Source organism: Nitrosomonas sp. JL21 (genome assembly GCF_009833095.1).
GTDB lineage: Bacteria > Pseudomonadota > Gammaproteobacteria > Burkholderiales > Nitrosomonadaceae > Nitrosomonas.
In genome coordinates, this window is record NZ_QRCB01000030.1 from 37723 (window position 1) to 63938 (window position 26216).

The 26216-nt window shown below is 46.9% G+C and carries 28 protein-coding genes and 1 pseudogene; 13 read left to right on the forward strand and 16 right to left on the reverse strand.

Going from position 1 to position 26216, the window contains the following annotated elements; all coding sequences use genetic code 11:
• Positions 1–9: 9 nt before the first annotated feature.
• From ABF87_RS10195 to ABF87_RS10205, 3 genes are all read right to left on the reverse strand, one after another.
• A complete protein-coding gene (locus ABF87_RS10195; protein ID WP_205012684.1) occupies positions 10–1422 on the reverse strand; it encodes a TolC family protein in 1413 nt (470 codons plus the stop codon).
• 124 nt (positions 1423–1546) lie between these two features.
• A complete protein-coding gene (locus ABF87_RS10200; RefSeq protein WP_160829021.1) occupies positions 1547–1750 on the reverse strand; it encodes a DUF2892 domain-containing protein in 204 nt (67 codons plus the stop codon).
• Position 1751: 1 nt separating this feature from the next.
• Positions 1752–3044, reverse strand: coding sequence for an FAD/NAD(P)-binding oxidoreductase (locus ABF87_RS10205; RefSeq protein ID WP_160829022.1), 1293 nt, complete (start codon positions 3042–3044; stop codon positions 1752–1754).
• A gap of 366 nt (positions 3045–3410) precedes the next feature.
• On the opposite strand from ABF87_RS10205, the gene ABF87_RS10210 reads away from it, so the two are divergent.
• Both ABF87_RS10210 and ABF87_RS10215 read left to right on the forward strand, forming a co-directional pair.
• A complete protein-coding gene (locus ABF87_RS10210; protein WP_160829023.1) occupies positions 3411–3833 on the forward strand; it encodes an acyl-CoA thioesterase in 423 nt (140 codons plus the stop codon).
• A gap of 113 nt (positions 3834–3946) precedes the next feature.
• Complete coding sequence (locus ABF87_RS10215; RefSeq protein WP_160829024.1) at positions 3947–4807, forward strand: MBL fold metallo-hydrolase; 861 nt, start codon at positions 3947–3949, stop codon at positions 4805–4807.
• Positions 4808–5034: 227 nt separating this feature from the next.
• On the opposite strand, the gene ABF87_RS10220 is transcribed toward ABF87_RS10215, so the two are convergent.
• Entirely contained in the window at positions 5035–5202 is a 168-nt protein-coding gene (locus ABF87_RS10220; RefSeq protein WP_160829025.1) for a DUF1328 domain-containing protein, read from the reverse strand.
• Between the two features lie 492 nt (positions 5203–5694).
• Positions 5695–7224 carry an FAD-dependent oxidoreductase gene (locus tag ABF87_RS10225; protein WP_160829026.1) on the reverse strand — a complete coding sequence of 510 codons (1530 nt, stop codon included), beginning with the start codon at positions 7222–7224 and terminating at the stop codon, positions 5695–5697.
• An 808-nt stretch (positions 7225–8032) separates the two neighbouring features.
• Here ABF87_RS10225 and ABF87_RS10230 point away from each other — a divergent pair.
• The 5 genes from ABF87_RS10230 to smbP (ABF87_RS10250) all read left to right on the forward strand — a co-directional run bounded on the left by ABF87_RS10230 (position 8033) and on the right by smbP (ABF87_RS10250) (position 10916).
• A complete protein-coding gene (locus tag ABF87_RS10230; protein WP_160829027.1) occupies positions 8033–8728 on the forward strand; it encodes an MEDS domain-containing protein in 696 nt (231 codons plus the stop codon).
• A 16-nt stretch (positions 8729–8744) separates the two neighbouring features.
• The gene (locus tag ABF87_RS10235) at positions 8745–9386 is read left to right on the forward strand and encodes a cell wall hydrolase (protein WP_240143627.1); all 642 of its coding nucleotides are present in this window, start codon (positions 8745–8747) and stop codon (positions 9384–9386) included.
• 322 nt (positions 9387–9708) lie between these two features.
• The gene (gene smbP / locus ABF87_RS10240) at positions 9709–10041 is read left to right on the forward strand and encodes a small metal-binding protein SmbP (protein WP_160829028.1); all 333 of its coding nucleotides are present in this window, start codon (positions 9709–9711) and stop codon (positions 10039–10041) included.
• A 109-nt stretch (positions 10042–10150) separates the two neighbouring features.
• Positions 10151–10507 carry a small metal-binding protein SmbP gene (gene smbP / locus ABF87_RS10245; RefSeq protein ID WP_160829029.1) on the forward strand — a complete coding sequence of 119 codons (357 nt, stop codon included), beginning with the start codon at positions 10151–10153 and terminating at the stop codon, positions 10505–10507.
• Between the two features lie 52 nt (positions 10508–10559).
• The gene (gene smbP, locus ABF87_RS10250) at positions 10560–10916 is read left to right on the forward strand and encodes a small metal-binding protein SmbP (protein ID WP_160829030.1); all 357 of its coding nucleotides are present in this window, start codon (positions 10560–10562) and stop codon (positions 10914–10916) included.
• Positions 10917–11025: 109 nt separating this feature from the next.
• Here the strand turns inward: smbP (ABF87_RS10250) and ABF87_RS10255 are convergent, their stop codons facing one another.
• The 3 genes from ABF87_RS10255 to egtB form a co-directional block, all read right to left on the reverse strand.
• Positions 11026–11253: a hypothetical protein gene (locus tag ABF87_RS10255; protein WP_160829031.1), complete on the reverse strand. Its 228-nt coding sequence runs from the start codon at positions 11251–11253 to the stop codon at positions 11026–11028.
• A gap of 205 nt (positions 11254–11458) precedes the next feature.
• Positions 11459–12445, reverse strand: a complete 987-nt coding sequence (gene egtD / locus ABF87_RS10260) for an L-histidine N(alpha)-methyltransferase (RefSeq protein ID WP_160829032.1) — start codon at positions 12443–12445, stop codon at positions 11459–11461.
• Positions 12442–13719 carry an ergothioneine biosynthesis protein EgtB gene (gene egtB / locus ABF87_RS10265; protein ID WP_160829033.1) on the reverse strand — a complete coding sequence of 426 codons (1278 nt, stop codon included), beginning with the start codon at positions 13717–13719 and terminating at the stop codon, positions 12442–12444. Before egtB ends, egtD begins: the two co-directional genes overlap by 4 nt.
• 785 nt (positions 13720–14504) lie before the next feature.
• Here egtB and ABF87_RS10270 point away from each other — a divergent pair.
• A complete protein-coding gene (locus ABF87_RS10270; RefSeq protein ID WP_160829034.1) occupies positions 14505–15242 on the forward strand; it encodes a Crp/Fnr family transcriptional regulator in 738 nt (245 codons plus the stop codon).
• Positions 15243–15418: 176 nt separating this feature from the next.
• Positions 15419–15790, forward strand: coding sequence for a KGG domain-containing protein (locus tag ABF87_RS10275; RefSeq protein ID WP_205012685.1), 372 nt, complete (start codon positions 15419–15421; stop codon positions 15788–15790).
• Positions 15791–16008: 218 nt separating this feature from the next.
• Here the strand turns inward: ABF87_RS10275 and ABF87_RS10280 are convergent, their stop codons facing one another.
• From ABF87_RS10280 to ABF87_RS10300, 5 genes are all read right to left on the reverse strand, one after another.
• Positions 16009–16947 (reverse strand): urea transporter, encoded by a 939-nt coding sequence (locus ABF87_RS10280; protein ID WP_160829035.1) that lies wholly within the window; start codon positions 16945–16947, stop codon positions 16009–16011.
• 36 nt (positions 16948–16983) lie between these two features.
• The gene (locus ABF87_RS10285; protein ID WP_160829036.1) at positions 16984–17577 is read right to left on the reverse strand and encodes a TetR/AcrR family transcriptional regulator; all 594 of its coding nucleotides are present in this window, start codon (positions 17575–17577) and stop codon (positions 16984–16986) included.
• Positions 17578–17588: 11 nt separating this feature from the next.
• Entirely contained in the window at positions 17589–18764 is a 1176-nt protein-coding gene (locus tag ABF87_RS10290) for an NAD(P)/FAD-dependent oxidoreductase (RefSeq protein ID WP_160829037.1), read from the reverse strand.
• 120 nt (positions 18765–18884) lie between these two features.
• Positions 18885–19442, reverse strand: coding sequence for an OsmC family protein (locus tag ABF87_RS10295; RefSeq protein WP_160829038.1), 558 nt, complete (start codon positions 19440–19442; stop codon positions 18885–18887).
• A gap of 200 nt (positions 19443–19642) precedes the next feature.
• The gene (locus ABF87_RS10300) at positions 19643–19846 is read right to left on the reverse strand and encodes a hypothetical protein (protein ID WP_160829039.1); all 204 of its coding nucleotides are present in this window, start codon (positions 19844–19846) and stop codon (positions 19643–19645) included.
• A 74-nt stretch (positions 19847–19920) separates the two neighbouring features.
• Here ABF87_RS10300 and ABF87_RS10305 point away from each other — a divergent pair.
• From ABF87_RS10305 to ABF87_RS10310, 3 genes and pseudogenes are all read left to right on the forward strand, one after another.
• Positions 19921–20260: pseudogene (locus ABF87_RS10305) on the forward strand (transposase); the annotation flags it as partial.
• A gap of 381 nt (positions 20261–20641) precedes the next feature.
• Positions 20642–20791 carry a hypothetical protein gene (locus ABF87_RS15070; protein ID WP_240143628.1) on the forward strand — a complete coding sequence of 50 codons (150 nt, stop codon included), beginning with the start codon at positions 20642–20644 and terminating at the stop codon, positions 20789–20791.
• On the forward strand, positions 20763–22568 hold the full coding sequence (locus tag ABF87_RS10310; protein ID WP_240143629.1) for an integrin alpha: 1806 nt from the start codon (positions 20763–20765) through the stop codon (positions 22566–22568). The genes ABF87_RS15070 and ABF87_RS10310 overlap by 29 nt, the downstream gene beginning before the upstream one ends.
• Positions 22569–23017: 449 nt before the next feature.
• Here ABF87_RS10310 and ABF87_RS10315 read toward each other — a convergent pair whose 3' ends face one another.
• The 3 genes from ABF87_RS10315 to ABF87_RS10325 form a co-directional block, all read right to left on the reverse strand.
• Positions 23018–23173 carry a hypothetical protein gene (locus tag ABF87_RS10315; RefSeq protein ID WP_160829040.1) on the reverse strand — a complete coding sequence of 52 codons (156 nt, stop codon included), beginning with the start codon at positions 23171–23173 and terminating at the stop codon, positions 23018–23020.
• 13 nt (positions 23174–23186) lie between these two features.
• Positions 23187–23390 carry a hypothetical protein gene (locus ABF87_RS10320; RefSeq protein ID WP_160829041.1) on the reverse strand — a complete coding sequence of 68 codons (204 nt, stop codon included), beginning with the start codon at positions 23388–23390 and terminating at the stop codon, positions 23187–23189.
• 175 nt (positions 23391–23565) lie between these two features.
• On the reverse strand, positions 23566–24822 hold the full coding sequence (locus ABF87_RS10325; protein WP_160829042.1) for a hypothetical protein: 1257 nt from the start codon (positions 24820–24822) through the stop codon (positions 23566–23568).
• 376 nt (positions 24823–25198) lie between these two features.
• On the opposite strand from ABF87_RS10325, the gene ABF87_RS10330 reads away from it, so the two are divergent.
• Positions 25199–26143, forward strand: coding sequence for a S49 family peptidase (locus tag ABF87_RS10330; RefSeq protein ID WP_160829043.1), 945 nt, complete (start codon positions 25199–25201; stop codon positions 26141–26143).
• Positions 26144–26216: the final 73 nt, after the last annotated feature.

Here is a 26216-nt window from a genome sequence, read left to right on the forward strand (position 1 = left end):
GGTAGTCCTTTATTTCCAATCGCCGACGGCTTTTTTTAATGCCATTTCCGCACTCAGTGCATCATAATGCGCTGCGATGAAACTGGATCGTGCTTTATTCCTGGCGACCTCGGATTCAATATAACGCGTGATGGTTGCCATTCCGGCGCGCCGTTCCTCATTCACCAGCCTTAATGCTTCTTCAGCAGCCTGCTGGGAGGTTTCAGCCACATGCAGCCGGGCTAGCGCTTCCTGCAACTTCAGAAAAGCGGTTTTGACTTCCTGCTCGATGCCGAGCCTGGTTTTTCGTTCCCGTTCGCGCATTTCTTTCACTTTTTGTTGCGCAGCACTGACCCGTTGTTTGATATTGAAACCTGAGAACAGATTCATTTCTACGGCGACTCCGACGGTGACATTGTCTTTTTGACCGGAAAATCCAGGGGATTGGCTGTTCTGGCCGTAACTGACATACGCATCAGCCTTGGGCAGATAGGCGCCCATCTCAACTTTGAGCTCGCGTTCACTGATTTCGACCTGCCGGGCTGCCGCCATGATTTCAGGGCGCCCGGTCAGGGCCAGTTCACGCATCTGATCGAATGATGCCGTCGGGCTGGGCCTGGTCAGTTTGGATGCGGGAGCGACTGAGAAAGCTGCAGAGTTTTCCAGTCCGAGCAAATTCGCCATGCTGATTTTGGACAGCTCGATCGCATTGGCGGCTCTGATTTCAGCTTCTTTCGCCTCGGCCAGTTTGACATCCAGTGACAACACCTCGGATTTCAGCGTAGTTCCTGCCTCAAACCGGATTTTGGTTTGTTTCAGTTCGCTGGAGAGGGCATGGATGGAGTCTTGCGCGACTTTCATCGCTTCCTGTGCCGTCAGGTAGGCATAATAAGAAACCGTGACCGCCTCCACCAGCGCATTTCTGACGGTCGAGCGCTCGAATTCGGCTGCATCGATGCCCAGTTCGGCTGCTTTACTTCTTTGGTAATCCTGTCCGCCCCGAAAAATTGAGAGTGTGCCGATGATTTCCGGGCGGAAATTCTGCCGATAGCCGGGACTGTTGATGCTCTGCATCGCATTGGCGTCAAAATCCCGTTGCGCGACGATCATCGCAAATACCTGCGCCGGGTTGTTGGAGTGCTCATAACTGGCGCGGGCGGAAATTTGCGGATAAAACGCGGAAAGTGCCATGCCCAGACGGGCTTCAGCCTGTTTGATGCGCTCGATGGCGATTTGCAGGTCTGGATTGTTTGTGAGCGCATAGTCGACAGCCTGATCGAGTGTATAAGTTTCCACAGCCGATTTTCTAGTGCTCGTTTCTGCGGCATCAACGCCGAAAATCGCGCTTCCGGTTACCGGCGAATCGGCTGCAGCGGCCGAAGCGACTGATATAGCGGTCAACATCAGGACTAATACCGGTTTATTTAGAATTATGTTTGGCATAACTTCACGCATGAGGGTTCGCCAGCAGCGGCTCACACCTGACCGGCACACTGCATTGGGCTTGAGGCAAATGGAGCAAGCGCACAATGCCTTATTCGTTTACTTTCCGTTGACTCGTGTCAGATTATCCGAAAGCGCTTCCCGGCTTGATACCGAGCTTTTTCAGAAACATCGCCATCGGACAGAATCCTGTGAATGCCGACTGCAACAGATTGGCGCCCACAAAAGCGGTAAACCACAACCAGTTTTGCGAATGAAAGTGTGCCAGCAACAGACTCGATAAAATAAAGCTGCCTGCAACTGCCATCACTGCTCTATCGAGTGTCATTCTATTCACCCCCTTCTCGTTCTTTTAGTCTCTTAAGACCCATCAGTTCAAGGATTAATTTTTCATAATAGGGTTCGGCGATACCCTTGCGTATTTTACGCATGAAATATTTCTCAAAACCGATCTTAGCCAAGTGTACCCATTTTCCTTCTGAAGACCACGTGGTATTGCGCGGCGGAATTTGCGGCTGCGCCAGAAAAGCCACGCCCGAATCGCCGAAATCGGCCAGGCATAAGGCATTCCATGTCGCCTTGTACGACGGTTCCTTGCCTACTAATTCTTCGCTGATATTATGAGCGACAGCCGTCACCATGGATTCAATCATGTAACCGGTTTTGGGCGCGCCAACCGGCAACGGTGTTTTTTCGATGGGCGGAATAGCGATACAGACACCCAGGGAATAAATGTTTTTATAAGCCGGATTGCGCTGATGTTCATCCACCAGAACGAAACCGCGCGGATTCACCAGACCTTGCGCTTTGACATGACGCACGGCATCGACACCGGTAAAGGCGGGTAACATCATGGAATGTTTAAAGGGCAGCTCATGTTTTTTCTTGTCATGACCGTCTTCGTCGACTTCAGTCACAAAAACCATCCCGGGTTCAATCTTGTCGACCCGTGCATTCGTTATCCATTTGATGGTCTTGTCGCGCAGAGCGCTTTCGAGCAAACCTTTGGTGTCGCCTACGCCGCCGAGTCCCAGGTGACCGATATAAGGTTCCGGGGTGATAAAGGTCATCGGCACTTTGTCGCGCATTTTCCTTTTACGCAATTCAGTTTCAAGAACCATCAGATACTCATACGCAGGACCGAAACAGGAAGCGCCCTGTACCGCTCCAACCACAATGGGGCCGGGATCTTCGACGAATCTGCGCCAGTCTTCCGCCGCAACGGCGGCATGGTCGACATGGCAGACCGATGACGTATAACCGCTCGGCCCCAGACCCGGAATCTCATCAAACGCCAAGCGCGGCCCGGTCGCAATGATCAGGAAATCATACTCCACTGCAGATTCATCCTCGAGTATCACCTGATTATTATCCGGATCGAGGGATGATGCCGCTTTCTGAATAAAAGTGATGCCTTTACTGCTCATGACCGGCGCCAGTTCAATTTTCAATGCTTCCGCAGTACGCCATCCGGGCGGAACCCAGACATTCGATGGTACAAAATGAAACGTGGGTGTATTGGAGATCAAGATCACTTCATGGCGGTTGCCGACAGCTTGCTTCATTTCGTAAGCCATCGGTACGCCGCCGATTCCCGCACCTAAAATAACAATACGCGCCATTCTGCCTCCTTGAACATTTTTGAATGTTATTCTCCTCATCCAGAGACGATCAGGTTGAGGTTCCTTTTACCGGCCCATCCTGTATCAAGCTTTTAAATTAAGAATAAAATAAAACTTTACAAAAAGAAATAATAATTATCCGGCAAACTCACATTATCCATATCGAATCAATTCAGAAAAGTGAGTCGGCGACGGAAAGTCGAGCAGAAATCAGCAAAGATAATGCAACTTGGATGTAGTCAACTTGAATAAGTTTTGAGCATGAAAATTCAGTTTGAATAATCCCGCTCTGTATGAAATACTCAATGCTTAATTTGAACAACCTCATGGTTACTAATTGCTGGGGTTTTGTTGATAACGTGTGCCATGCCCAATACCTCTCATAATCCAACGCTTCATGTTTCTTTGCCTGATGGACAGCCTGTGCTGCGCACCGTGCCTATGCCATCGGACACCAATTATGCCGGTGATATTTTTGGCGGCTGGATCATGTCGCAGGTGGATATGGCTGGCAGCATACCGGCGATTCGACGTGCGCGCGGCCGGGTTGCAACCGTGGCGGTCAATTCATTTGTATTCAAGCATCCGGTTTTTGTCGGAGATCTGGTCAGTCTCTATGCGGACATCATCCGGGTTGGCCATACATCGATTACCGTCAATGTGGCCGTCTATGCTCAACGCGGAGTGCGGGAAGGCGGCGAAGAAATTTGCATCAAAGTGACTGAAGCCGTACTCACGTACGTCGCCATTGACGCCAACCGGCGACCCAGAATGATTCCGCATGAGTAGGTGCGGCGTGCATCGAGAGTGATTGTCTCAGTGTTTTCCCCTGCAATTGGAATGTAAGAAGGTTGTGCGAGAAAGTGGATGGACATCCTGTCAATTCAAGGAAAAAAATCATCATGTCCCCCAATATCCAGCCATTCTTCGATCCGGTGACGGGGACGGTAAGCTATGTGGTCTATGATGAGCCGGAGGGAAACTGTGCCATCATCGATTCCGTGCTGGATTATGATCCAAAAGCGGGGAAAACGAACACCGCATCTGCGGATATGTTGATTGCATTCATCCAGGAGCAGCATCTTTCCGTGCAGTGGATTCTGGAAACGCATGCCCACGCCGATCATTTGACGGCTGCACACTATCTCGAACAAAAACTGGGCGGAAAAACTGCCATTGGCAGTCTTATTCCTGTCGTGCAGGACGTGTTCAAGACATTATTCAATATGGGACCCGAGTTTACAACCGATGGGAGTCAATTCGATCATCTGCTGTCGGATGGGGAAATATTCACTGTGGGTAAGCTCAGCGCTAAAGCTATTTCGGGGCCAGGACATACACCAGCAGATCTGGCCTATCAATTCGGCGATGCAATTTTTATCGGCGATACGCTGTTCATGCCGGATGTGGGCACGGCACGCGCTGATTTTCCTGGCGGCGATGCCCGCCAATTGTATCGTTCGATTCGAAAGCCACTGGATTTCCCTGCTGAAACAAGGCTGTTCATGTGTCACGACTATCCACCCAACAATCGTCCTCCCCAATGGCAAAGCACGGTCGCGCAAGAACGGCTGAACAACATTCATGTTCATGACGGAGTGACCGAAGATGATTTTGTAGCGATGCGCACTGCGCGAGATTCGACGCTGGAGATGCCGGTACTCATGCTGCCTGCAGTGCAGGTCAACGTTCGTGCCGGGCGTATGCCTCCTGCGGAGAATAATGGAATAAGCTATTTGAAAATACCGCTCAACGTCCTTTGAGATAATCACCACTCTCGCTCCGACTGCTGAGAGAGGATGGAAGGGGTTAAACTCCAGCCACCCCGCAGTAGAGCTTGAGGAATTCAGAAAAAACCTGGTGAAGTGCGTTCAAAAAATTAGATTCCATAGCTAAATGCTAAATGCTAAATGGACCTGAGTTCAACGTCACGACCAACCACCTAATAGCTTTTCAGATTTCCTCAAGAAGTCTTCAGTTGTCCTGCGATTTAAGACGGTGGAGATCCTCTTCCAGTGAAAAAGAAGAAAATCGCCATAATGATGCCAATGACGAATGCAATCCACGCTATTTGGGTGGCTGTGCCGGCAATGCCGGAAAACCCCAGCACCCCTGCAATGATTGCGATAATTAGAAATGTGACTGCCCAGCTAATCATGATTTTCTCCTTAATTATTTAAGTATCAAACAAAAGCAGTGAAGAGTCGGATTAGAGGAGCGGCTTCTTTCCACCTCTCGTCTGCACCGCTTTCAGGGTTAATCAATAGCCGCCTTTTTTATCCGACTTGGCAGGAACGTCCGGATTCGTTCCCGAGCAGTTGTCAGTACTGGCGTCATGACCAGAAGAATTTTTTTATGATCACTCCCCTCGCTTTTCTTATCGGGAAGCACGAAGTTGCGAGAGACGCTCGGAATCCTTGTCGTCAACGTTATTCTGCTTTTGTGAATATTCAGCCCAGCCGGTAGCAGCCAACCATTAACATCATGCCGTCGATATACGCTATGACTGACTTTTTGTTATCGTGGATCATGGGACAACTCCTTTTCGGTGGGTGATATTCAAGAAATTACGTATGAATACTCCTCCGGATTTGGCTGCCAGTCTGTTCGTCAACCCACATTGATTTTGTTCTGATCGGCGTGGTCTTGATTATTTTCTGATCGACAATGGCGCAGAGGCTGGGCCATGTAAAACCTCACCGTCGATGCCAAAACGCGAACCGTGGCAAGGGCAGTCCCACGACCGTTCTGCCGAATTGAAATGCACGATGCAACCCAAATGGGTACACACCGCAGAAAGAACATGAACTTTCCCTTCGGCGTCATGATAAACGGCCAGTTTGTCCGCGCCATCCTGAACAATTGCGCCTTCTTGCCGGGGAACCTCGCGGATCGAACTGACTTCTCCTCCTTTCACCCAGTCGCTATATTGACTCAGCGTATTGGCCTGTTCGGCGACAAACTCGAAGAATCCATGGGTGATTTTGCGTCCGGGGTCATACAGCGATGTCCAAGGATTTTTCCGTCCTAAAATAAGGTCAGTCACGATCATGCCACCCAGCGTGCAATGCGTCATTCCATTGCCGGAATCACCGCTGATCACGTATACATTGTCGTTATCCAGGGGGTTGCGACCTAGGAATGCCGCTCCATCGGCTGGCTCCATGATTTCGCCCGACCATCGATAGTCGACCGACTGCGCCATCGGGAAGCGTTCTCTGACCCATTGCTCAATCTCATCATAGCGGTGCTCAGGGTGCGGGTCTTGTCCCACTTTATGATCTCTACCTCCCACGAGGAGCATGTCATAGTCACATTCAGGGTTACGCAACTCCAGCCGGACATAGTAATAGGGGTCGCCGTTGTCCCACATGAGAATAGGCGGTAAAGCGTTCAATGGTACGCGAACGCCAATGACATAGGTGCGGTAGGCAGCCTGTTTGGTATGAAGGACTACCCTGTCGTTGAAAGGTGTGTTGGTAGCCACAACGACGGCTGGAGCTCTGATTTTTCCATGTTGCGTGCAAACAGTCTGATAGTTATCGTGATCTTCGATCTTCAACGCCCGAGTATTACCATAAATAGCTCCGCCATTGCGCACCAGGGCTTCTGCCAGGCCTTTCAAATACTTCAGCGGATCAAACTGGGCTTGATGAGGAAATCTGATACATGGGCCGGTGACGAAGGGTATGCCGGGTATCTGTTCGAGTTTCTCCACGGCAACGCCGACGCGACGTGCGGCGTCAAATTCTTGGTCGATATCCATATAATGACTTGACGATAGGGCGTATAAATACCCATCCACGCGCTGAAACGCACAGTCTATTTGCTCCATGCCGATGATCGACTCGACCGTATCCGTGGCTGCAGCATAACTGTTGGCGATGAGCGAGGCATGATCGGTACCAAACGACTCCTCTAGAGCGGCATACCACTCATCAGGTGGGAAAAAGTGAGCGGTGGTTCGTCCCGTTTCACCTGCGCCCAACGTGAATGCATCAATCAATATCACTTTTTTTTGCTGCTTTGAAAGAAGATAGGCAGCGGTAAGTCCCGCAATTCCCCCTCCGATTACGCAGACGTCGGCTTGCGCATTATTTTGAAGTGGGGAAAAGTCGGGAAAGGATACGGTAGCGTGCCAGATCGAGGTGGAAGCGCCATTCGTTATCGTAGGTTGCATATTTTCCTCATTGTGTTAAAGGGATGACATTGCCACCCCAACAGAGAAATAAAAAATTAATTCTAGTGCAAGAGCTATAGCACCATGATTATTAGAGAGAAATACTTTCCGACAATAATTTGTTTGCTCATAAAATTCAGTACGGCCGCGCACACTCTGAGTGACTTAGGAGAAAAGATCGGAAAAGATAAAACCAGTTAAGAAACGCTGATGAATTGGCTAATCACGCGAATCGCTTGGTTGGGCGGTCTTCATACCTTCGTCTGTCTTGTGAGTTGTCTTGGTGGCTGTATCTTTCATGCTTCCCTAAAATGGCATATCGATTGGAGCCGAATGGAGCAAATGCCGCCTCATTGAGAACAGCGCAAAGTCAAAATCCCATGCTCGAAAAGGATATAGTGCTGCATTCCTGCAGTTATGCCGGATCAAGCTGAACAGTTGACATTCATTAAGATATTGACGAATATTGATTTTAGGTTGTTATTGGAGAGATAAAATGAGCTTGCGTAGTAACTTGCGCGCATCGTCAGTCATTTGATGTTGTACTGGAGCAACACGTGTTTTTAGGCGTAAAATAGTTCGAAACCCGCATATGGGGGATTAAAAAACGTTGCAAAGTAATGACGGACGCTCAATCGATCCGATCAAACGGTCAATCGGTTGCGCTGCTTAAAGGACAGTTCTGGATTAAAAACAGGGGTCGACAAGATATCGGGCATTCAGGTTTTTAAAGAATGTATTGAATTGGGAAAATGTTTTATATATTCTTAGTCGTAAGCCCCTCCACTACCCGAACAAAGGAATATTTATGAACTCAACAAATAAAGCCTGGTACCTGGCAGGTTCCTCAGGTAAGCATAGGGTTGAGGTTTGTCCCACGGATGCTTGTCAGGTAGAAACGCTCGTCCGCTATTTGATGGAAGGCTTGCGCGACAATGAGGCGATGATTGTGATTGCCAAACCAAGTTTGAGGTCGACTGTACTCTCGCAGTTGGCTGTCTTGGGGTTGGATGTGCAAGCGATTAAAAACCATGGGCAAATCCGATTTTTTGATGCAGATTTTTTGATTTCTCGATTTACGATCGATGGCGTACTCGATGAGGAGTTTTTCCAGGAATATGTAGGTACCCATCTTGAAATTTTGCGTTTAAGGTTTGGAAAAGTAAGAATTTTTGGTGGTATGGTCGCTTTGTTATGGGGTCAAGGCAAGCACAGTGAAGCCATGCAACTGGAACAATATTGGTGCAATTTGTTGCAGCAACACGATGCAATGCTGCTGTGTTCCTATTCGCTCAGTCATATTGCGCCGTCTTCGTTTCAAGAAAGCCTGGATTTTATCTGTAAATGTCACAGCCATCTGATCCTGGAAGAAAAGGAAGGCGCCGACGTTCACAATAGCCAGGAAGTCATGGAGGTTTTGAAATCCGCTTGGGAGAATATGGTTAAAAATAGAGTTCAGACACAAACACCCGGCACGTATTCATCACCATTTTCAATGAATTGAACAGCAGCTTATTCAATTGAACTTTTTGCGTGCAAAGCAGGGCTTTTTCCGATTGCCGGTACTGGTAGTGGTACTCGGTATGATGAGTGAAAAAATCCATGCAGTTGATTCTACGCCGCTGGCGGATGCGGCTAAGGACAAGGCGGAGGTTCTCGAGGAAAAAGCGGCCTCGCAAACTACCGCCAAGCCGCCTCCAGCCCAACTCATTACCAAGCCGCAAGCGCAGGCGGTGGATCCTGCCGGGGATGAGCCATTGGAGGATGGAATCACATGTCTTGCCCGTACCATTTATTGGGAAGCCAGGGGCAGAGAAACAGCAACTATGGAACTCATCGCCAATGTCGTGATGAATCGGGTCGGTCATGACGGTTTCCCCAATACCATCTGTGGTGTTGTCAAGCAGGGTCACGAGCATGGCGCATGCCAGTTTTCATGGTGGTGTGATGGCCGTCCTGATGATGCCAAGGAAGACGAGCCCTACGCGATTGCCAAGGAAATAGCGCGCAAGGCGCTCAATCGTCAGCTCAATGACCGAACTCATGGTGCATTATATTTTCATCATCAGACCGTAGCTCCCGATTGGTCAAAGAAATACCTCAAAACGGTCGAGGTCGACCAATTCATTTTTTACAAACCCGCTGGCGGCAATGCTCAATAGATGAGATCGCTGAATTCATGAGTATTTTCATTTGTCGGCGATAGAAATACCCGTCAGCTTTGCCGCAGTATCTCAACTTCCACTATCCATCATTGTCGCTTCAATACTGATCCTGTTTTTTCTGCCATTTCGCTCTGCCTGAGCATCCTCCGTCTATCTCTCACTTTCTTTTGGTTTCCGGTCAATTAGCATTAAGTTGCGGCAAAGTTGGCTAGCGTACAGATTTCCATGATGCATTAGCGATAAGCTGGTTTCAAGGATAATGCTATTGGTCATTGTTTGAGCATATTTTGGGTTTTATATCACCATTTTGGAGAATCTTATGAAAGCTTTATCATTCTTTGTAAGTTTTTTACTCATCTCTTTGATGTCGTTGAACGTTCATGCGGCGAGCAATCTCGACCAAGCGATTCAACATTCCGAAGCTGCGCTCAAGTCAGAGAAAGGCACCTCAGTTGCAGAGCATGCAGCGGAAGCAAAAAAATATGCCCAAGCTGCAAAAAATGATAAGGATAAAGTCATTGAGGGTAAGCATCTGGACGAAGGGATCAAGTGCTTAAGTGATGCGATGAAAGAAGGGGAGAAAAATAACGCTGATGAAGCCAAGAAAGCGGTAAAGGATGCCATTGAGCATTTCAAGCAAGCTAGCAAATAATTTTCGAATCAATCGTCATCAATGCAATAAAAAAGAGGGGAGAAGCTGAGGCAGAAGTGCACTGCGAATCTATAAATATGACAAATTGAATGGTGAAGGAAATAATCACATGAAGAATAAATCATTATTTAATATCATTGGGTTAATGATGATAGTGAGTTCCTATCATGCATCGGCTTCATTTGGTCCATTTCCTAGAGTAGATCATTTAACGCAAGCTATCGTACAGACTTACTTTGCCATTCATGCATCCGATGCACAAACCATTGTTCAGCACGCCCGAATGGCCAGAGGTCATGCCCATACCATCAGAAGCGTTCACGATGACGAAGTAGATCGTTATCTGCTGGAACAGAGTATCAATAGTTTGAACATGGTCGTTGAAGAAGGCAATAACGGCAATTTAGAAGCTGCAAGAGCGGCGGCGCAGGCTGCACTGATCCTGATGACTCAGTCTGCAAAATGAAAATGGCGAAGATTCTGTGCTTTTCCTCTCTAAAATTTATGGAGAATCACCTGTGAAAGACATTCATTGCAATCGTTATATGATAGGTATGATCCTAACGGTAGTTGTTACCTTAGCTGCTTGTTCTGCAGAGAATCATCTCGAACAGGCAATCCAGCATACCAAGGCTGCCTCCCAGGCTAGGGAAGGAAAATCTGTTGTTAAGCATGCACAGAGCGCTAAAGACCACGCCACGGATGCCAAAAACGCTAAGCCAAACGAAAAGCATTCCCCAAATAGCAGCGAACATTTGGTCGAAGGAATCAGGAGTTTGGATCAGGCTATCGAAAAAGGTAATTTGGATGCTGTGGATTCAGCCAAGCAAGCTGCTGAGGATGCCTTGACTCATCTCCAACAAGCCAAAAAATGACTTGAATAGGGCAGTGCCGAGATTAGGAAGGTAGTAGGATTTATGCTTCCGATTATTGATTCAACAGATGATGCCCCCTCCTGGGGGCATTGTTACGTTTATCCTTAGATCAGAAGTGGCTGTTGATATCTCGATCCTGGAGGTACAGGGGGTAATAGCGATCGTATCGAGCTTTTACGTCATGCTGTGATTGATTTGTTTCTGCAGAAGGATCAATGTTTGCAGGCGTGTCATTTATGTGCGCGCCATCCAGAGCAGGCGTGCCGCCCTTCTTTTTATTAGTCAGCCAATGATGGATATGGGTTAAGACAGATTTAAATGAAATTGTTTTTTTCATCACCAACTCCCGTAATAGTCCTTTTAAAGTATTACATTATCATAATGAAACTGCGAGGTCTGTATGGAACCCCACAAAACCTGCTTGGATGATGGAAATGCAAAATCGACAGTAAGCCCGGGCAATAAGCGGATCAGGAGGGGAAAGGGAGCTGATGATTCCATATAGTGTTGAAGAAAAGAATTTCTGATAATACTCAACATTATTAGTCAGGTATGGGATTCAATAAGGCAATCCAAAACCATTCGCGCCGATCGGTGAATAATTGATCAATTTGAAATCCACTGGCTTCGAGCAAGGTATTCAAGCTCTCTTCATTGTATTTGTAAGAGTACTCAGTACGAATGGTTTCACCCGCATCGAAATGAATCAGCTGGTCGTTAATCATCACCTGATGGGTGACCAGAGACTCCAAGTGCATTTCGATCCGACTGATTTCTTCATTAAAGAATGCCAAATGGCGAAAATGTGAAATATTGAAAGTCGCATTCATCTCGCGGTTGAGATGTCGCAAAATATTGAGATTGAATGCTGCCGTAAGTCCTAATCGATCATTGTAGGCAGCATGCAATATGTCGGGATTTTTGCGGCGATCGACTCCGAGAATCAGTTTTCCATCCGGCATGACGGTTTGCCGAATCTGTGCCAAGAAATCCGCTGCATCAGGAGGATGAAAATTGCCCACCGTGGAGCCTGGAAAAAAAGCAATATACCTCGCCTGATAGGGTAAATAGGGAAAATCGAATGGTTCGGTATAATCCGCACAGATAGGCAGAACTTGCAACAGGGGATGTTGCGCCGAGCGCTCAGCCGCGAGTTGCATAAGTTGCTCGCGGGAAACATCCAGAGGGACATAAGCGGTCAGAGTGGGTAACTGATCCAGCAGGAACTGCGCTTTTTCCCCTGAGCCACTGCCATAGTCGATCAAGACAGCATCTGCTCCAATGCGAGAAGCGAGTGCAGGTGCATATTGGCGTAGAATCGCCGTTTCCGTCCGGGTAGGATAATATTCCGGCAGTTTGCAGATTTCCTCAAATAGGCGTGCTCCAACAGCGTCATAGAACAAAGCGGAGGGCAGCGTTTTGGAAGAATTTTCAAGCCCTGATAAAGCTGCACTTTGCAGGGAATCCGACAATGATGATGCTCCGAATTCCAGCGACGTGTGGTGTGAATGAGGCAGCGTATTGTTCATCCATCTGCCGCCAAACGAAGGCCGGTGAACTGCCAACGAGCATCACTCGGGAAAAAATTTCGATAGGTTGTTCGTGTATGATTTGGTGGCGTCAGGCATGAAGAGCCACGCAGTACCCACTGATCGCACATGAACTTGCCGTTGTATTCACCCAGTACATCGCAGGAAGGATAAAAACCTGGGTAGGCGATGTAAGGACTCCGGGTCCATTGCCACACGTGGCCGAACAATTGCTGAGTATCTGTGTTGCGCCAGGCAGCAGACGGATGGAAATTGATGTGCTGTATGGCATGGTGTTGGGCATCATGCCTAGCAGCGAGAACCTCCCATTCTGCTTCTGTCGGCAATCGGTAGCCTGCCCAGCGTGCAAAAGCATCAGCTTCATAATAGCTGATGTGGCACACGGGCATCGAGGGAACGACAGGCATCTCACCACGCAGCGTGAATTCGCGCCATTGACCTTCTTGCTGTTCCCAATACAGAGGGGCTTGCCATTGTTGGGACTGCACCATTCTCCAACCATCACTCAACCATAACCCAGAGATTCGATAACCGCCATCCGCAATGAAAGCTTCATATTCCGCATTCGTAACTAGGGATTGTGCTAACTTCGCAGCTTGCAGGTAGGTTTTGTGTGCCGGCCGTTCATTGTCAAAGGTAAATTCTTCTTCTGCACCCCCGATGGTATACAAACCCTCATCAATGTGTTCCCAGCGCTGTCTTTGAAACGGGGGTTCCCGGGATGACACAGTGTCGTTCCGATACGCGGGACGTAACGGATTCGTCCACAGCACATGCTTGATATCGGTCAGAAGCAGTTCCTGATGTTGCTGCTCATGATGCAACCCCATTTCCAGTCGCCGCCACGCTGGATGTTGCAGATCATCACCAATCATTTCACATAAAATCTCAACAGCTTCATCGACATACATGCGATATGAAAACACTTCCGCGACCGTTGGGCGCGTAGCCAATCCCCGTAACGATCTGCAATGGCGCGCGCCGACCTGCTCATAATAGGAGTTGAAAAGAAAGGCATAACGCGAATCCAAGCTCTGATAGGAATGCAAATAAGGTTTTACGATGAAGGTCTCGAAAAACCAGGTGGTATGGGCTAAATGCCATTTCGTGGGGCTGACGTCGACCATACTGGAAACGACATAATCTTCCGTTTCCAACGGCGTGCACAGCGCCATCGTCTGCATCCGCACCGCCCGGAAACGTTCAATGAGAGGCAGCGATGCGCTTATATCATCAAGAAAAGGAGCATTCATATTTTTTGGGTAATAGTTTGTTTTATAAGGATTCAATGGTTGATGAGCTGCCCGGTTGAACCATGCTGATCAATCAGCAGACTAGACTACTCATGTCCTTGCTGCAGATAGAGTTGTATCCTGGTTATGTTCACTGCAGGTCAGCTATTGAAAATAAAAGCATTGTCTTTAGGCTTCATTCGTGAGTCTGTGCGATTTCCAACATAGGATTGTGGTTTTGTTATGTTTGTCATTGGCTGACAAATGAATTTAGAAGGCGGCACTGTAAGTATGTGCCATGGAAGGGAGAACGAAAGCAGTACTTTGCGTCTTCTGATATTTCCGATACTTCTATTTCTCTCCTTATTATTCTTGTTTGATCATAAGGATAGTGATCGCCGGAACTGTTGAAGCCGCTGAATGCTAAAAAATGAGATGGACAAACAGGCGAGTTTGTCACATGAAGAAGCGTGTCAGGCTATAATGGCCAAGATTGATATTTTTCTCTTTCCTGCTGGTGGAACAAAGGAAGAGTATCTATGGAAACTTTGATTCATTGATTGCACGAGTGAATTGCTTCGTTGTGCGGTACTCACTCTCCGCCTATCTTGTTGATATGTCTCGATTGCTGCGTTCCGTGCGCGCCTTCATCTCGTTCGCCGAATTAATCAGTGTTTCCCTAGGATTCATCAATAACAATAATTCTTCAACTTTCAATGGATCAAACAATTATGACTGTAATTACTTGCGATCCCAGAGAAAATCATCTCTTGTGTGCTCTTACAAATTCCGAATTGGAACAGCTAATGCCTCATCTCGAATTAGTGACTTTGTCTGTGGCTGAGGTCGTGTTCGAAGTGAATGAAAAATTGAACCATGTCTACTTCCCCGTTTCAATCATCGCCTCCATGTTATGTTGCCTGGAGGATGGGTCGACTGTGGAAGTAGCGATGGTGGGAAAGGAAGGTGTGTTGGGTTTCTCAGCATTTCTCGGTAAAAGCGAATCATCGACTCAGGTGATCATCAATCAATCCGGGCATGCTTATCGCATTTCCATCGATGCTTTGCAGAAGGTGCTCACTCGCAGCGGAGGGCGCCGGCAGGGAAATCTTCGAGAACTGGTGCTGCGCTATGCCGAATCAGTCTTTGTCCATATGGCACAAACCATTGCATGTACGCGCCGCCATGCCGTTGACCGTCAATTGTGCACGTGGTTGCTGATCAACTTTGATCGAGCAACGACCGAAACCTTATCGATAACACAAGCCTCGATTGGTTATATTCTTGGAGTCCGTCGCGAAACTATCACGGAAGCCGCGAGAAAATTGCACGATGAAGGAATGATTGACTATGGTAGGGGCTATATTGCCCTCAAGGATAGAGAGAAAATGGAAGCTGGCGCTTGCGAATGCTATGACATTAAAAAAGATGAAGCTGTGCGCTTGAGTGAAGATCTGGATTCGTTAAAAACGAAATCGAATAATCGCGAGCGGCGCACATTCTCATTGAACTTGACAGCGACTGTGAAGCAATCTGCGGAGTAAGCCTGCTGAGCTAGGTTTTAGCCCAGCTTTACCGTCGAGCGTGAACATACATTTTTCTCAGACGTTCTTTAACTTTAAGTTAGACAGCGTACATACCCTGGCAAGTAACTGCAGTAAATTGAAAGCGATGATTGGATTAATACGGATCGTTTTTTAAATTTATTGGAGATTTCAAGATGACTACTTCAAAAAGTAATCAGGGTACGAGTAATCGGGGCTTCGCTTCGATGGATGAAGACAAGCAGCGCGAAATTGCCTCGAAGGGAGGGCGTGCTGCCCATGCAAAAGGCACTGCGCATGAGTTTGATTCCGAAGAAGCGCGAGAAGCAGGTCACAAAGGCAGTCAAAGCAGATCGCACAGCGCTTCAAGCTCAAGCAGTAGAACCCGTAGTAGTTCAAAGTCTGACCGGGACGATGACAATGACTCAGGCAATCGGGGCGGGTCAAGATCAAGCTCCGGACGCGGTGGAAATGCTTCGTCGCATACTCGTGGCGAGTCTTCTGAGGATCACGCGCGGGCAGGCAGGCAAAGCCATAAAAATTCATGAAACTGCTGAATAAGTGCTGATGGGGAAGATATTTTCTTTTCCATCAGAACGATGACATGCTCAAGATGGCTCTCAAAGGCCGATATATGTCATTGAGGGACTCGAAATTCTTCAGATTTAGTTCGATTTGATTCAGCAATGCATTCGTACATCTTGCAGCAACGCTTGCTGTTCGATTGTATTTGCTTGCCAATCACGCCATCATTCCAAAGCTTTCTTTAATTTGGCACCGTAACCACTCGCGGTCTGAGTTTGTAGACAATCAACAGAACCATCCACAGTGTAAGAATAAAAGGTGAGGCCAGCACCGGCAAGCCGAGTGGAATGAATAAGCTCGTCAATACCGCCTGCCAAAAAACCGCCAACATCCCCGCTAAAGCTGTCAATAGCGCATTTCTAAGCGTAGGCTCAAGGAATACCGATCCCAGTGCAATCATGGTCAACACCGGATTAAATCCATAAAGTCCGGCTTCGACTGCCTTAGGATCCATTCCAATAGCCATGGGCAGCGCGACGCCAATGATGGCGCCGCCGATAGCCATGAATGCGCCGCGCCAAGTGGAGAGTGCAATGCCGATCAGCAGCGCCACGCCAACCTCAACCTGATCACTGAAAAGAATCTGACTGATCGACCGCGCGAACGCAAGCAGCCATGTTTCAAAAGGGATGGTGCTGAACTCGAGTGCAACATTTAAAGCCGGATCGGGCGGTGGATTGCCGGAAGCATGCATGAACAAGAATATCCAGCTAATCAGTACAAATGGCGACGTGGCTGCAGGAAGGCGGCAAAAATGAAGAAGTCGAGTCATCAGAAACCAGACGAGGCTTGACAGCATGGCGGCAATGACAATATAGAGCCAAAGCCAAGGCGTGTGCGGAAGGAATACGGATAGGCTGACGGCCGCCAGAATTCCGTTGAATCCATAGAGTCCGACCTGGATGTCTTCATTACAAAATCTAAGCGCATAGGCAGTAACGGTACTGCAGACCACTCCCAGAGTGGCGGCCATTCCTGCGGTCATTCCGCTCATATAGAATGCCGTCAAAACAAAGAATCCAGTTAAGGCATTGCCACAAAATACTACTTGCCCCGCACCTCGTAGCATGACCCGCACGGGTTCGGGTAACCTTCTGTCAATTTCCAGCGGCCAGTTCAAGATTCTCTATCTCCTACTGTTGAGGGTTTAATTCGGTCACGAAATAGAAGCGCTGCGCAGGATATCGTCGGCAGCCAGCCGTGCGATATGGGCAATGTTGCCTTGGCCCGTAACCATGGCGGTTACGATAGTGCCGTCGATCAATAAGCTCAATTTTTCCGTTGTCAAAGCAGGGTCGCTTATACCGCTGTCCGCGACCATCGCGCACAGTTTCGCGTTGATTTTTTCGCGGTGGCTGTTGGCAATCTCTTGTACCCAACTGTTGCTTTTGTCATGTTCGGCGACAGCATTAATGAAGACGCAACCGTAGAAATGCTCGCTTTCAAACCAATTGTGCATCAAATCGAACAGTGCCAAAACACGTTCCCGCGGCTGGCATGTTAGAGCAGTTAAATCAGTATCAAACCAACGGAACCACATCTTGGCTTCTGCTTCAAAAACCGCTCTGAGTAAGTTTTCTTTTGAGCCATAATGCATATAGAGAGCACGCCGAGACACCCCTGATTCTTCTATGATTCTGGCTATTCCGGTGGCATGGATACCTTCTTTGCAAAACAGACGGCACGCGGCTTGCAGTAATCTTTTTTTACTGTTTTCCTTGCGCGGATTTTTCTTAGGGCGGTCTTCCATGACAGGCTCGTTTAAAGTTGGTGCTTGATTTTCTGCACAATCCTTCCAGCCTCGAGGCGAATTTCACGCAGCAATCCGCTTAATGGATTGATTTGCCCAATGAAATAGAGTCGAGGCGCATCTTTGAATTCTTGATCACCTGCAATAACTGATCGATCATCCTTGTCGGCGATACCGGGAACCTGAACCAGTTTCGAAATGCCGGTGCGAAAACCGGTGCCGGCGATGATGACATCAGGTTCCAGCGCCACGAGGTCATTTTCTTCAGTTGGGGAAGTGTGGATATGGCGCAGCACATGGACGGATTTACCGGTGATTTTTTGAATGGGACCGACAATTTTAATTCGACCGGCGCGAACATCGTCGACGAACGGCCGGTAAAGAATGGGCACTACGTTGTTGATGGCGTATTGCTTGGAAAGCGGCAAATCAGGATAGGGCAGACCATGAGCACTCAGGTCACCTATCATGCTGTGTTGCAGAAAACGTAATAGGCCATCTACCCAGGCGGTAGGCCAGGATCGGGTCCATACGCCAATCCCTATCAATGGAATGCCATAAATGCTCTTCGGCAGGATATGCGGGGCAGTTCTTACCGATACCGTCACTGAACTGGCATGATCCGTTAGCTTGCTGGCAATTTCAGCAGCGGAATTGCCACTGCCGACGACTAATATATGCTTGCCCGAGAATGCTTGAGCGTTCTTGAATTTCGATGAATGAAGGATCTCGCCGGAAAATGTCTCTACCCCTTCCCAGTTGGGAATCACTGGGATACGGCATCCTCCAATCGCCATGACGACTGCTCGAGATTCAAAATGCTTGCCCTCCGTGCTGGTAATGAGCCAGATATCGCGCTGCCGGTCATAACTGACTTTGTCGATATCGATGTCGGTATGGACCGTAAACCCTCCGCGTGTCGGGAAAGTTTCCAATAAACGCACGACTTCTTCACGGGAAGGCCAGGAGCCTGCGGATAGCGGAAACTTGCTGCCGGATAGCGCAGAAAAATAGCGTCCGGAATTCAATCGTACTCCATCATAGTGATTGCGCCAGACATCGCCGACAACAGCGGTCCGCTCCACTACGAAGGGTTTGATACCCGCATTGACTAACTCATAAGCGACTGATAATCCTGCTGGACCTGCACCAATGACGGTTACATCATGAATATCGTTATTTTCCATGGATAATCCTTATGTGAACATCACCGCTGAACTCCCGAGATGCTGCAAATAATCGGATAGGGGGATGAAATCTAAACAAATTGGGGCTGGTGGGAAATGCCTTGCTGAATGACATACTCATCAAGGAGAGCTTGCTTTTGTGTCGGAATGATGATTGATTTCAACTTTCACTGGCACTGGCCGCAGGATGGTATCGGGTATCGGTGCCATTTTATACAGCTTTTGCAGGAGTTGAGTTACCTCTTTCTCCGGAGCATCGGTTTGTAAATCCACCACAACCTTAATATCCTCGAATCCGGGAGAGCCAGGTTCGACTGCAAAAGCTGCGCGAAAATTAACGCGCCCTGAAACGCTCAGACGCAGGTATTCGACGTTAATCGAAGCTGCTGATAGCCCGGCAATATAAGTAGCTACCAGGCATGAACCAACGGCAGTCAACAGCAAATCTTCCGGAGTGATTCCCATCCCTTCGCCGCCAAAATGATGAGGTTCATCAGCAAGCACCACTTGACCATCGGTGACATGCATGGTGGCATGGAATCCGCTATCCCATGCCACCGTGGTTCGAAACTCGGGCTTTGCGGTATCACCTGTAATGTCATTTCTGACGAGATTCAATATCGCTTGTGCTCGTTTTGGATCAATTCCATTGACGATGTCATTGTTTGAATGAGTCATCACTGAGTCTCCTAATAAAGGTCTGCATGAGCACCGAGTGCAAATGTCTTCGAATGATTTTTAGCATTTTATCCAAGGGCTCATGAAAAGTAAACCGATCGTTCTCGTTAATAAACTCTGATTGACGCGATTGAATCACTTCCGGTAAACGAATGTTGCGCGCTGAATAGTGCGCATCATCAGCTTCGGTAGTAGGGTATTTAAAGAGCCAGAGTCACAATAAGCTGTGTGGTATCGAAGAGATTAACCATCTGCATAAAAATGTTGCCATCTTTTTTGATGGTTTGCAGTGTTTCACTGAAATTGTTACTAGATTTTGCAGCGTCATGGGTTCGATTGAGCTTGAAAAGCTTTTGTTTTGATTGAAACTGGCGCAAAAATTGGATGATAGCGAATTCATCCACAAAAAATTCTTGAAAAAGATCTGTCCTGTGGATGGATACGAGGGGAGGAAGCTTAAGTCAGATGTGAACGAAAAGCTGTTGCCAAATGCTGGCCTCAGACCGATCAACAACGTTGTTGGGTGCATAAAACCGCCAATGTATTGGAAAAACTTCCCAAAGCCATGCAGCTCAAGGTCAAAGCAGCATTGCACAATATCTGGCAAGAAGAAACACGTGAAAAAGCTTATGAAGTATTTGAACTGTATAGCGCGTTTCAATCCGACATATCCAAAAGCCATGGAATGCCTGGCTAAAGATAAAGCTTCCATGCCGGCTTTCTACGATTATCCTGCCGAGAACTGGCAGCACATCAGAACGACTAATCCGGTTGAATCTGTATTTGTCACTGTCAGGTTGAGAACAGCCAAAACCAAGAGGTTAGCAATCTTTTGAAAAATTTTTAATCCTCACTCCTTGGGGCGAAGTCTGGTTGAAAACTGGCAATCTGAAGAGCGCTTTTAATACCTCGCTGCTTGCGGCAGGGTGCTTTATTAATATTGTGACATTTTTTCCTGGCACATCCTACCCGGGTATATCTACCCTTTACTTAATTATGTCAGCTTCAACTTTCGAAAAACTTCTTGAACTTCATTTTGCAATATGTCTTTTTTTGTTCGGTACGTATTAAAAAAAGCGTTTGTTCAAACTGAAATTACTCTATGATCTTGAGATGAGTTGTATAAAAGTGCATATATGAGTCATGCTTATTTTTTGAGCAACGTTTACAACTCAATTTATCGATAGGAGTTTGCGAACATGGCGACAACAATTTTTAATTTATCCAGTTTGGATGGAAGCAACGGTTTTCAATTAAATGGTTTTGGTGGAACTATTATTTCAGTCAGCAGCGTCGGAGATTTCAATGGTGACGGTTTTGATGACGTCATTTGTCGGCAATTCCGATAGTAGTCACGGTCTCTCGGGCGCTGGTTACGTGGTGTTTGGTAAAGCATCGGGTTTTGATGCCAACCTGAACGTATCTAAGCTTAACGGCAGCAACGGTTTTTCGTTGCTTGGCGAGAGCGCGCAATATGGTTCTCCAGGTTTTTGGGTGAGCAGTGCAGGAGATGTAAACGGCGATGGTTTTGACGATGTGATTGCCGGAGCTAGTGGCGCAAGTCCAGACGGCATAGTTTCCGGTTCGAGTTATGTGATATTTGGTAGAGCTGGGGGTTTCAGTGCCATGTTGGATTTATCCAATCTAGATGGTAGCAATGGGTTCCGTTTGGACGGTATGACAAAGTGGGATGAATCAGGAAAGTCAGTCAGCGGTTCCGGCGATATTAATAATGACGGCTTTGATGACATTATTATTGGTGCTCCATCAAACTCCCACGGCGATAATCTTGGGTCGAGTTATGTGGTCTTTGGTAAGGCTTCCAGTTTTAATGCCAAGATAAATTTAGCAAGTCTTGACGGTAGTAACGGTTTTCGTATGGATGCAGTGAAAGCAGGTGATGATTTTGGAAGTTCGATCAGCAACGCCGGAGATATCAATGAGGATGGTTTTGACGATGTGATTATCGGCACTTCTCAACTTTACACGCGCGAAGGCATAAGCTACGTAGTGTTTGGTAAGGCTGCCGGTTTTGATGCTGCGCTTGATCTTTCTAATTTGGATGGCAAAAATGGTTTCCGTCTTGATGGAGAATTTGCTGGTACAGGCAGGTCGGTTAGCAATGCGGGAGATGTTAATGGCGATGGCTTTGATGATTTGATCGTGGGTACTTTTGGGTTCAGTTATGTGGTGTTTGGCAAAGCTTCAGGTTTTGATGCTACATTTGATCTTTCGAAACTCAATGGTAACAATGGGTTCCGTTTGGCTGGTGCGGATTTTGATGTAGCGGGTGTTTCTGTGAGCAGTGCAGGGGATTTCAATGGCGACGGGTTAGATGATTTGATTATAGGAGCACCCAATGCTTACCAGTATGGTGTGACCACTCCAGCAGGTTCCAGTTATGTAGTGTTTGGCAAGAAGTCCGGTTTTACGGCCTCAATAAATTTGTCCGAATTAGACAAAGATAGTGGTTTTCGACTCTCTGGGGTGACAGGCTACGATTATTCGGGGAGTACGGTAAGTGATGCTGGAGATGTCAATGGCGACGGATTTGATGATTTAATCATTGGTGCAATGGGAATCACAAGCGGCTATATAGTATTTGGACGAAGCAGTTTTATCGATGATAATCTGATAGTGGGTACTCCGGGTGACGATGTCCTTCGAGGCACTCCAATAGCAGAGACTTTTGAATCTGGTGACGGCAATGATGTATTGATTGGTCGAGGCGGCGCGGATGTGTTTCATGGTGGAGCCGGGGTTGATCAGATCAAAGTGCCTGACCTCAATTTTGCATCCATCGACGGTGGAACGGGGAATGATATTCTGCATCTGGACGGCAAGGATCTGCATCTGGATTTAGAGAGCATCGGTGACAAAATTCAGGGTATAGAAACCATCTGTCTGTATGGCCGGGGCGACAATACGCTGACTTTGGCAGCCGATAGCGTGATCAACTTATCCGATACTTCTAATACTCTGACATTAAACGGCAATGCTGGGGATCTCGGAATAGTGCAAGATGAAGGCTGGGTTGACGGAGGAATAAAAGGTTTTTATCACTCTTATACGAATGATGATGCTGTACTGTTGGTAGGGGCAAATCTGGCGATTCATTTTGCGTGATTAAATCAATACATGTCATTTCGATACGAAAGAAACTCTATGGGGGAGTCAAAAATATTTTTTTACGTTCGAAATGACATCATTAAAAATGCTTCTGTCCAGATATTTCATCCTTCTACGCTTAAGGCTCGGCTTGTGGTGTTAAATAGAGGTTAGTAATTCAACGATCTATTGAAAAATATGGTTTTATGCCAAGGCCGATTTACATAGAAAAGGTTTGGGTATGTGCTTAAAGTAGAGCCTTGCCGTGCACGAACCTTATCAATGCGTTTGTTGCCTTGCATTGATTTTTTGCTAGACCTCGAAAAGTGAAGACTGTTTTATTATCTATTCAACGTATATCAGAGGTTTTTCAACAGACCGTCTGAATTACTACATTTTAGTATAATCGGCCCTGAACCATGTTGTTTCTCCTTAATATGAATACACCTCGATTGATATCGATATCGTTACCTGGGCAGGTTTTCTGGCGGAACAAAGGAGGGTCTTTCTTTTTTCATAAAATCCATTACTGCCATGAGATATCGTTTGGTGCGCATTTTTTTTCTTATTTTCGGACTCGTGATTGCGGTATCGTTGGTTTTTGTGTTTTTTAATTTTGACATTTTTTTTCCCTTATCATTGTTTATCCCATATGTCATTCACCACTTCTACTTCATACCGCGCTGTTCTGGTGGGATCGACGACGCCTTCATCAATTGCATTTTCCCATGCCTCCTTACAATAATCCTTGGAAGAGACACCCAGTATTTCTAATACAATCGGATACTCTGCAATGATGCGGCCCGAATTCTTATCACTGATCTGAACTTTTTTTAACATTGTTTCCTCCGCTGCATTCACCTTGATAATTCGCGTTAAAAATAATTATTTTGGAATGGCGTGTATCATTCGTCGGTACGGTTTCACACAAAGGCGATTCGGAGAGCGGTGACCTTTCCCTCTGAAATTTCATTATTAAATGCTTAGAGATGTTCAGCTCTCAATGATGGCCTGACTATTGTAAATTCCTCAAAATTTCCGCGCCGATATTCAAGTCGCTTGCTTCGCACGTATGAGCCTGACCGATGTCATCAATCAGTGGCAGACTGATTCTATTGCCGCACTCTCTGAAAGGAACCTCAATGGCGACCGATTTTTGTTGAAGAGGAAGGCTTCCGGTCAGCGTTGAGAGGTTTTGAGAAACCTCCGTCACGATGCCATCTCCTGAGTCGAAATCGATGAAGCTGGATAAAGTCGGTTGTCCAGTACCGATGATCGAAACATAAGAAACATTCGCTGGCAAGGGATGTGTATTCAGATCATTAAGAACAGCTAACGCTGTGCTATTGGGTTGCAAATCCTGAATCTCTGCACTGTCATTGTCGATTCCGGGCGCCAGCAGGTCACAAATTCCGACATCATCGATGAGGTTGAAGAGGTCGAAACGGGTATGACAGGCTTCCGCCCAGTAACTGCCTTGGTGCGGGGTACCGATGGTAATGAGTTTAATGACATCATCGCGATAGGAGAGTGGAGTCGTTGCTTCGGGTGTCCGGGCTATTCCCTGCAAGTATGCCCTGGCGGCTAAACCACCTGAGCTATGACCGATCAGCAGAACCTTGGTTGTTCCGGGATTGGCCGTTAACACTGCCTGTATAATGGCGGCCAGTTCGCCGCCCAGAAGATCCAGTGATAGTCCTTGATTATTGGAGAAATTGAGCGTGTAAAAATTTCCGCTGCCGCCGGTGCATTGGACAGCTTGGGTTGAATTTGACGGGCAGCTGAAATTAACTGTTTTCGTGGCGGGATCATAAGCGGGGATGCCGCCATATACCCAGCCACCATTCGCTGTTAAATAATCTCTGTAGGCGATCCAGGTATCCGACGAGGATGCCAAACCATGGATGAATATGACAGGGTAGGGCTTGGCCCCACATCCTGCTTCTTTCAAGAAAGTGGAAAATTCTCCCATATCTATCGGTACAGTCTGGTTGGGTCCCTGGTAATAGACATGATTGTCGGTACTGGAGACACCCACATAAGCGTTGGTAGCAGGGTAATAGCGATAAAGATAAGGGGACGAAAGTTGTAAGCCCATCACAGCCGGTGAAAACAACTGTGGATAAAATGTTTGGGCCCAGTTGAGCAGGCACTCGGTATCGGTTGACGCTGTTGTATCGTTTTGCGTGAGCGATTGAGCTTTGGCAGTTGTGCCATAGATCGTGATGAGAAGTAGGATTCCAAATATATATAAAATATTCTTTTTATTCATGTTATTCCTGATAAAAAACCCTGCCGATTATTAGTAATCGATCGCTTATCTTTTTCCTACATTTTGTACCTTGATTCCGATGAATCGGTCTGTACGGTAGCTCACACAACCTTGCTAATCGTGATTCAGTGTGCAAGCTGAATATTTGAATTCCTTGGATCTGAAGAATCGTGTTGCTTACTGACGAAGTGTTTCCTGATATGATAATGATAAGTTGGTAAGCTTTTATTTTTTTATCAAAAAATTCAAGTTACTTACTAATGAGTCCAGAAATTAACCAATCAAATAAACTATTGTTGGGTTACTGTGTCTGTGGATTTGTAATGCAGATATGTTCTGCCGAGCAATATGTTTTTTAACCAGGGTAATGAGAGGTATGAACGAATCAGAATTTAAAAAAGAGAATTGGGAAAGAGAATTGCTGGAAAATCTGGCGCTCGCCTCTTTAAAGGAACAACGTCGAACCCGGCTATGGGGAATTTTCTTCAAGTCTTTGACCTTTTTATATTTGTTTGCGCTGTTATTTGCGGCAACAGATTGGATCGATGAAGGAAAAGTACGGATTGCAGAAAAACACACCGCATTGATCGATGTACGAGGAGTCATCGTGCCCGATAGCGCCAGTAGCGCCGATAAAATCAATAGCAGTTTGCAATCGGCCTTTAAGGATAAAAATACTAAAGGGGTCATTTTGAGGATTAACAGTCCTGGCGGAAGCCCTGTTCAGGCCGGTTATATCAATGATGAAATAAAAAGGTTGCGAGCCAAGCATCCCGATATTCCTATCTATGCTGTCATTGGAGATGTATGTGCTTCCGGCGGCTATTATGTGGCTGTTGCGACTGATAAAATTTTTGTCGACAAAGCCAGTTTGGTGGGTTCCATCGGGGTACTAATGGATGGATTTGGTTTTGCTGGGACCATAGAAAAATTGGGCATCGAAAGGCGCTTGCTTACTGCAGGTGAGAATAAAGGTTTCCTGGATCCGTTTACACCGTTAGATCCAGTTCAGAAAGAACATGCCAAGACCTTGCTGAAAGAGATTCATGAGCAATTCATTACTGTTGTGCAACAAGGCAGAGGAACGCGACTGAAGGATGATCCGAAAATTTTCAGCGGGATCGTATGGACTGGGCAAAAAAGTATCGACTTGGGTCTTGCGGATGAGATGGGCGATGCTGAATATGTGGCACGTGAAATCGTAAAAGCAGAAACACTAATTGATTTTACTCCGAGAGAGGGGTTTTCAGATTTATTTGCAAAGCGGCTGGGTAAAGTTGCAATGGAGTTTCTGGCTCAAAGCGAACTCATGCTGAGGTAGATGCTTATTGAGATTGGATGATCATTCGAGTCATTGAAATCGACTTCAACTCATGAAGTGATCATAAAAATTT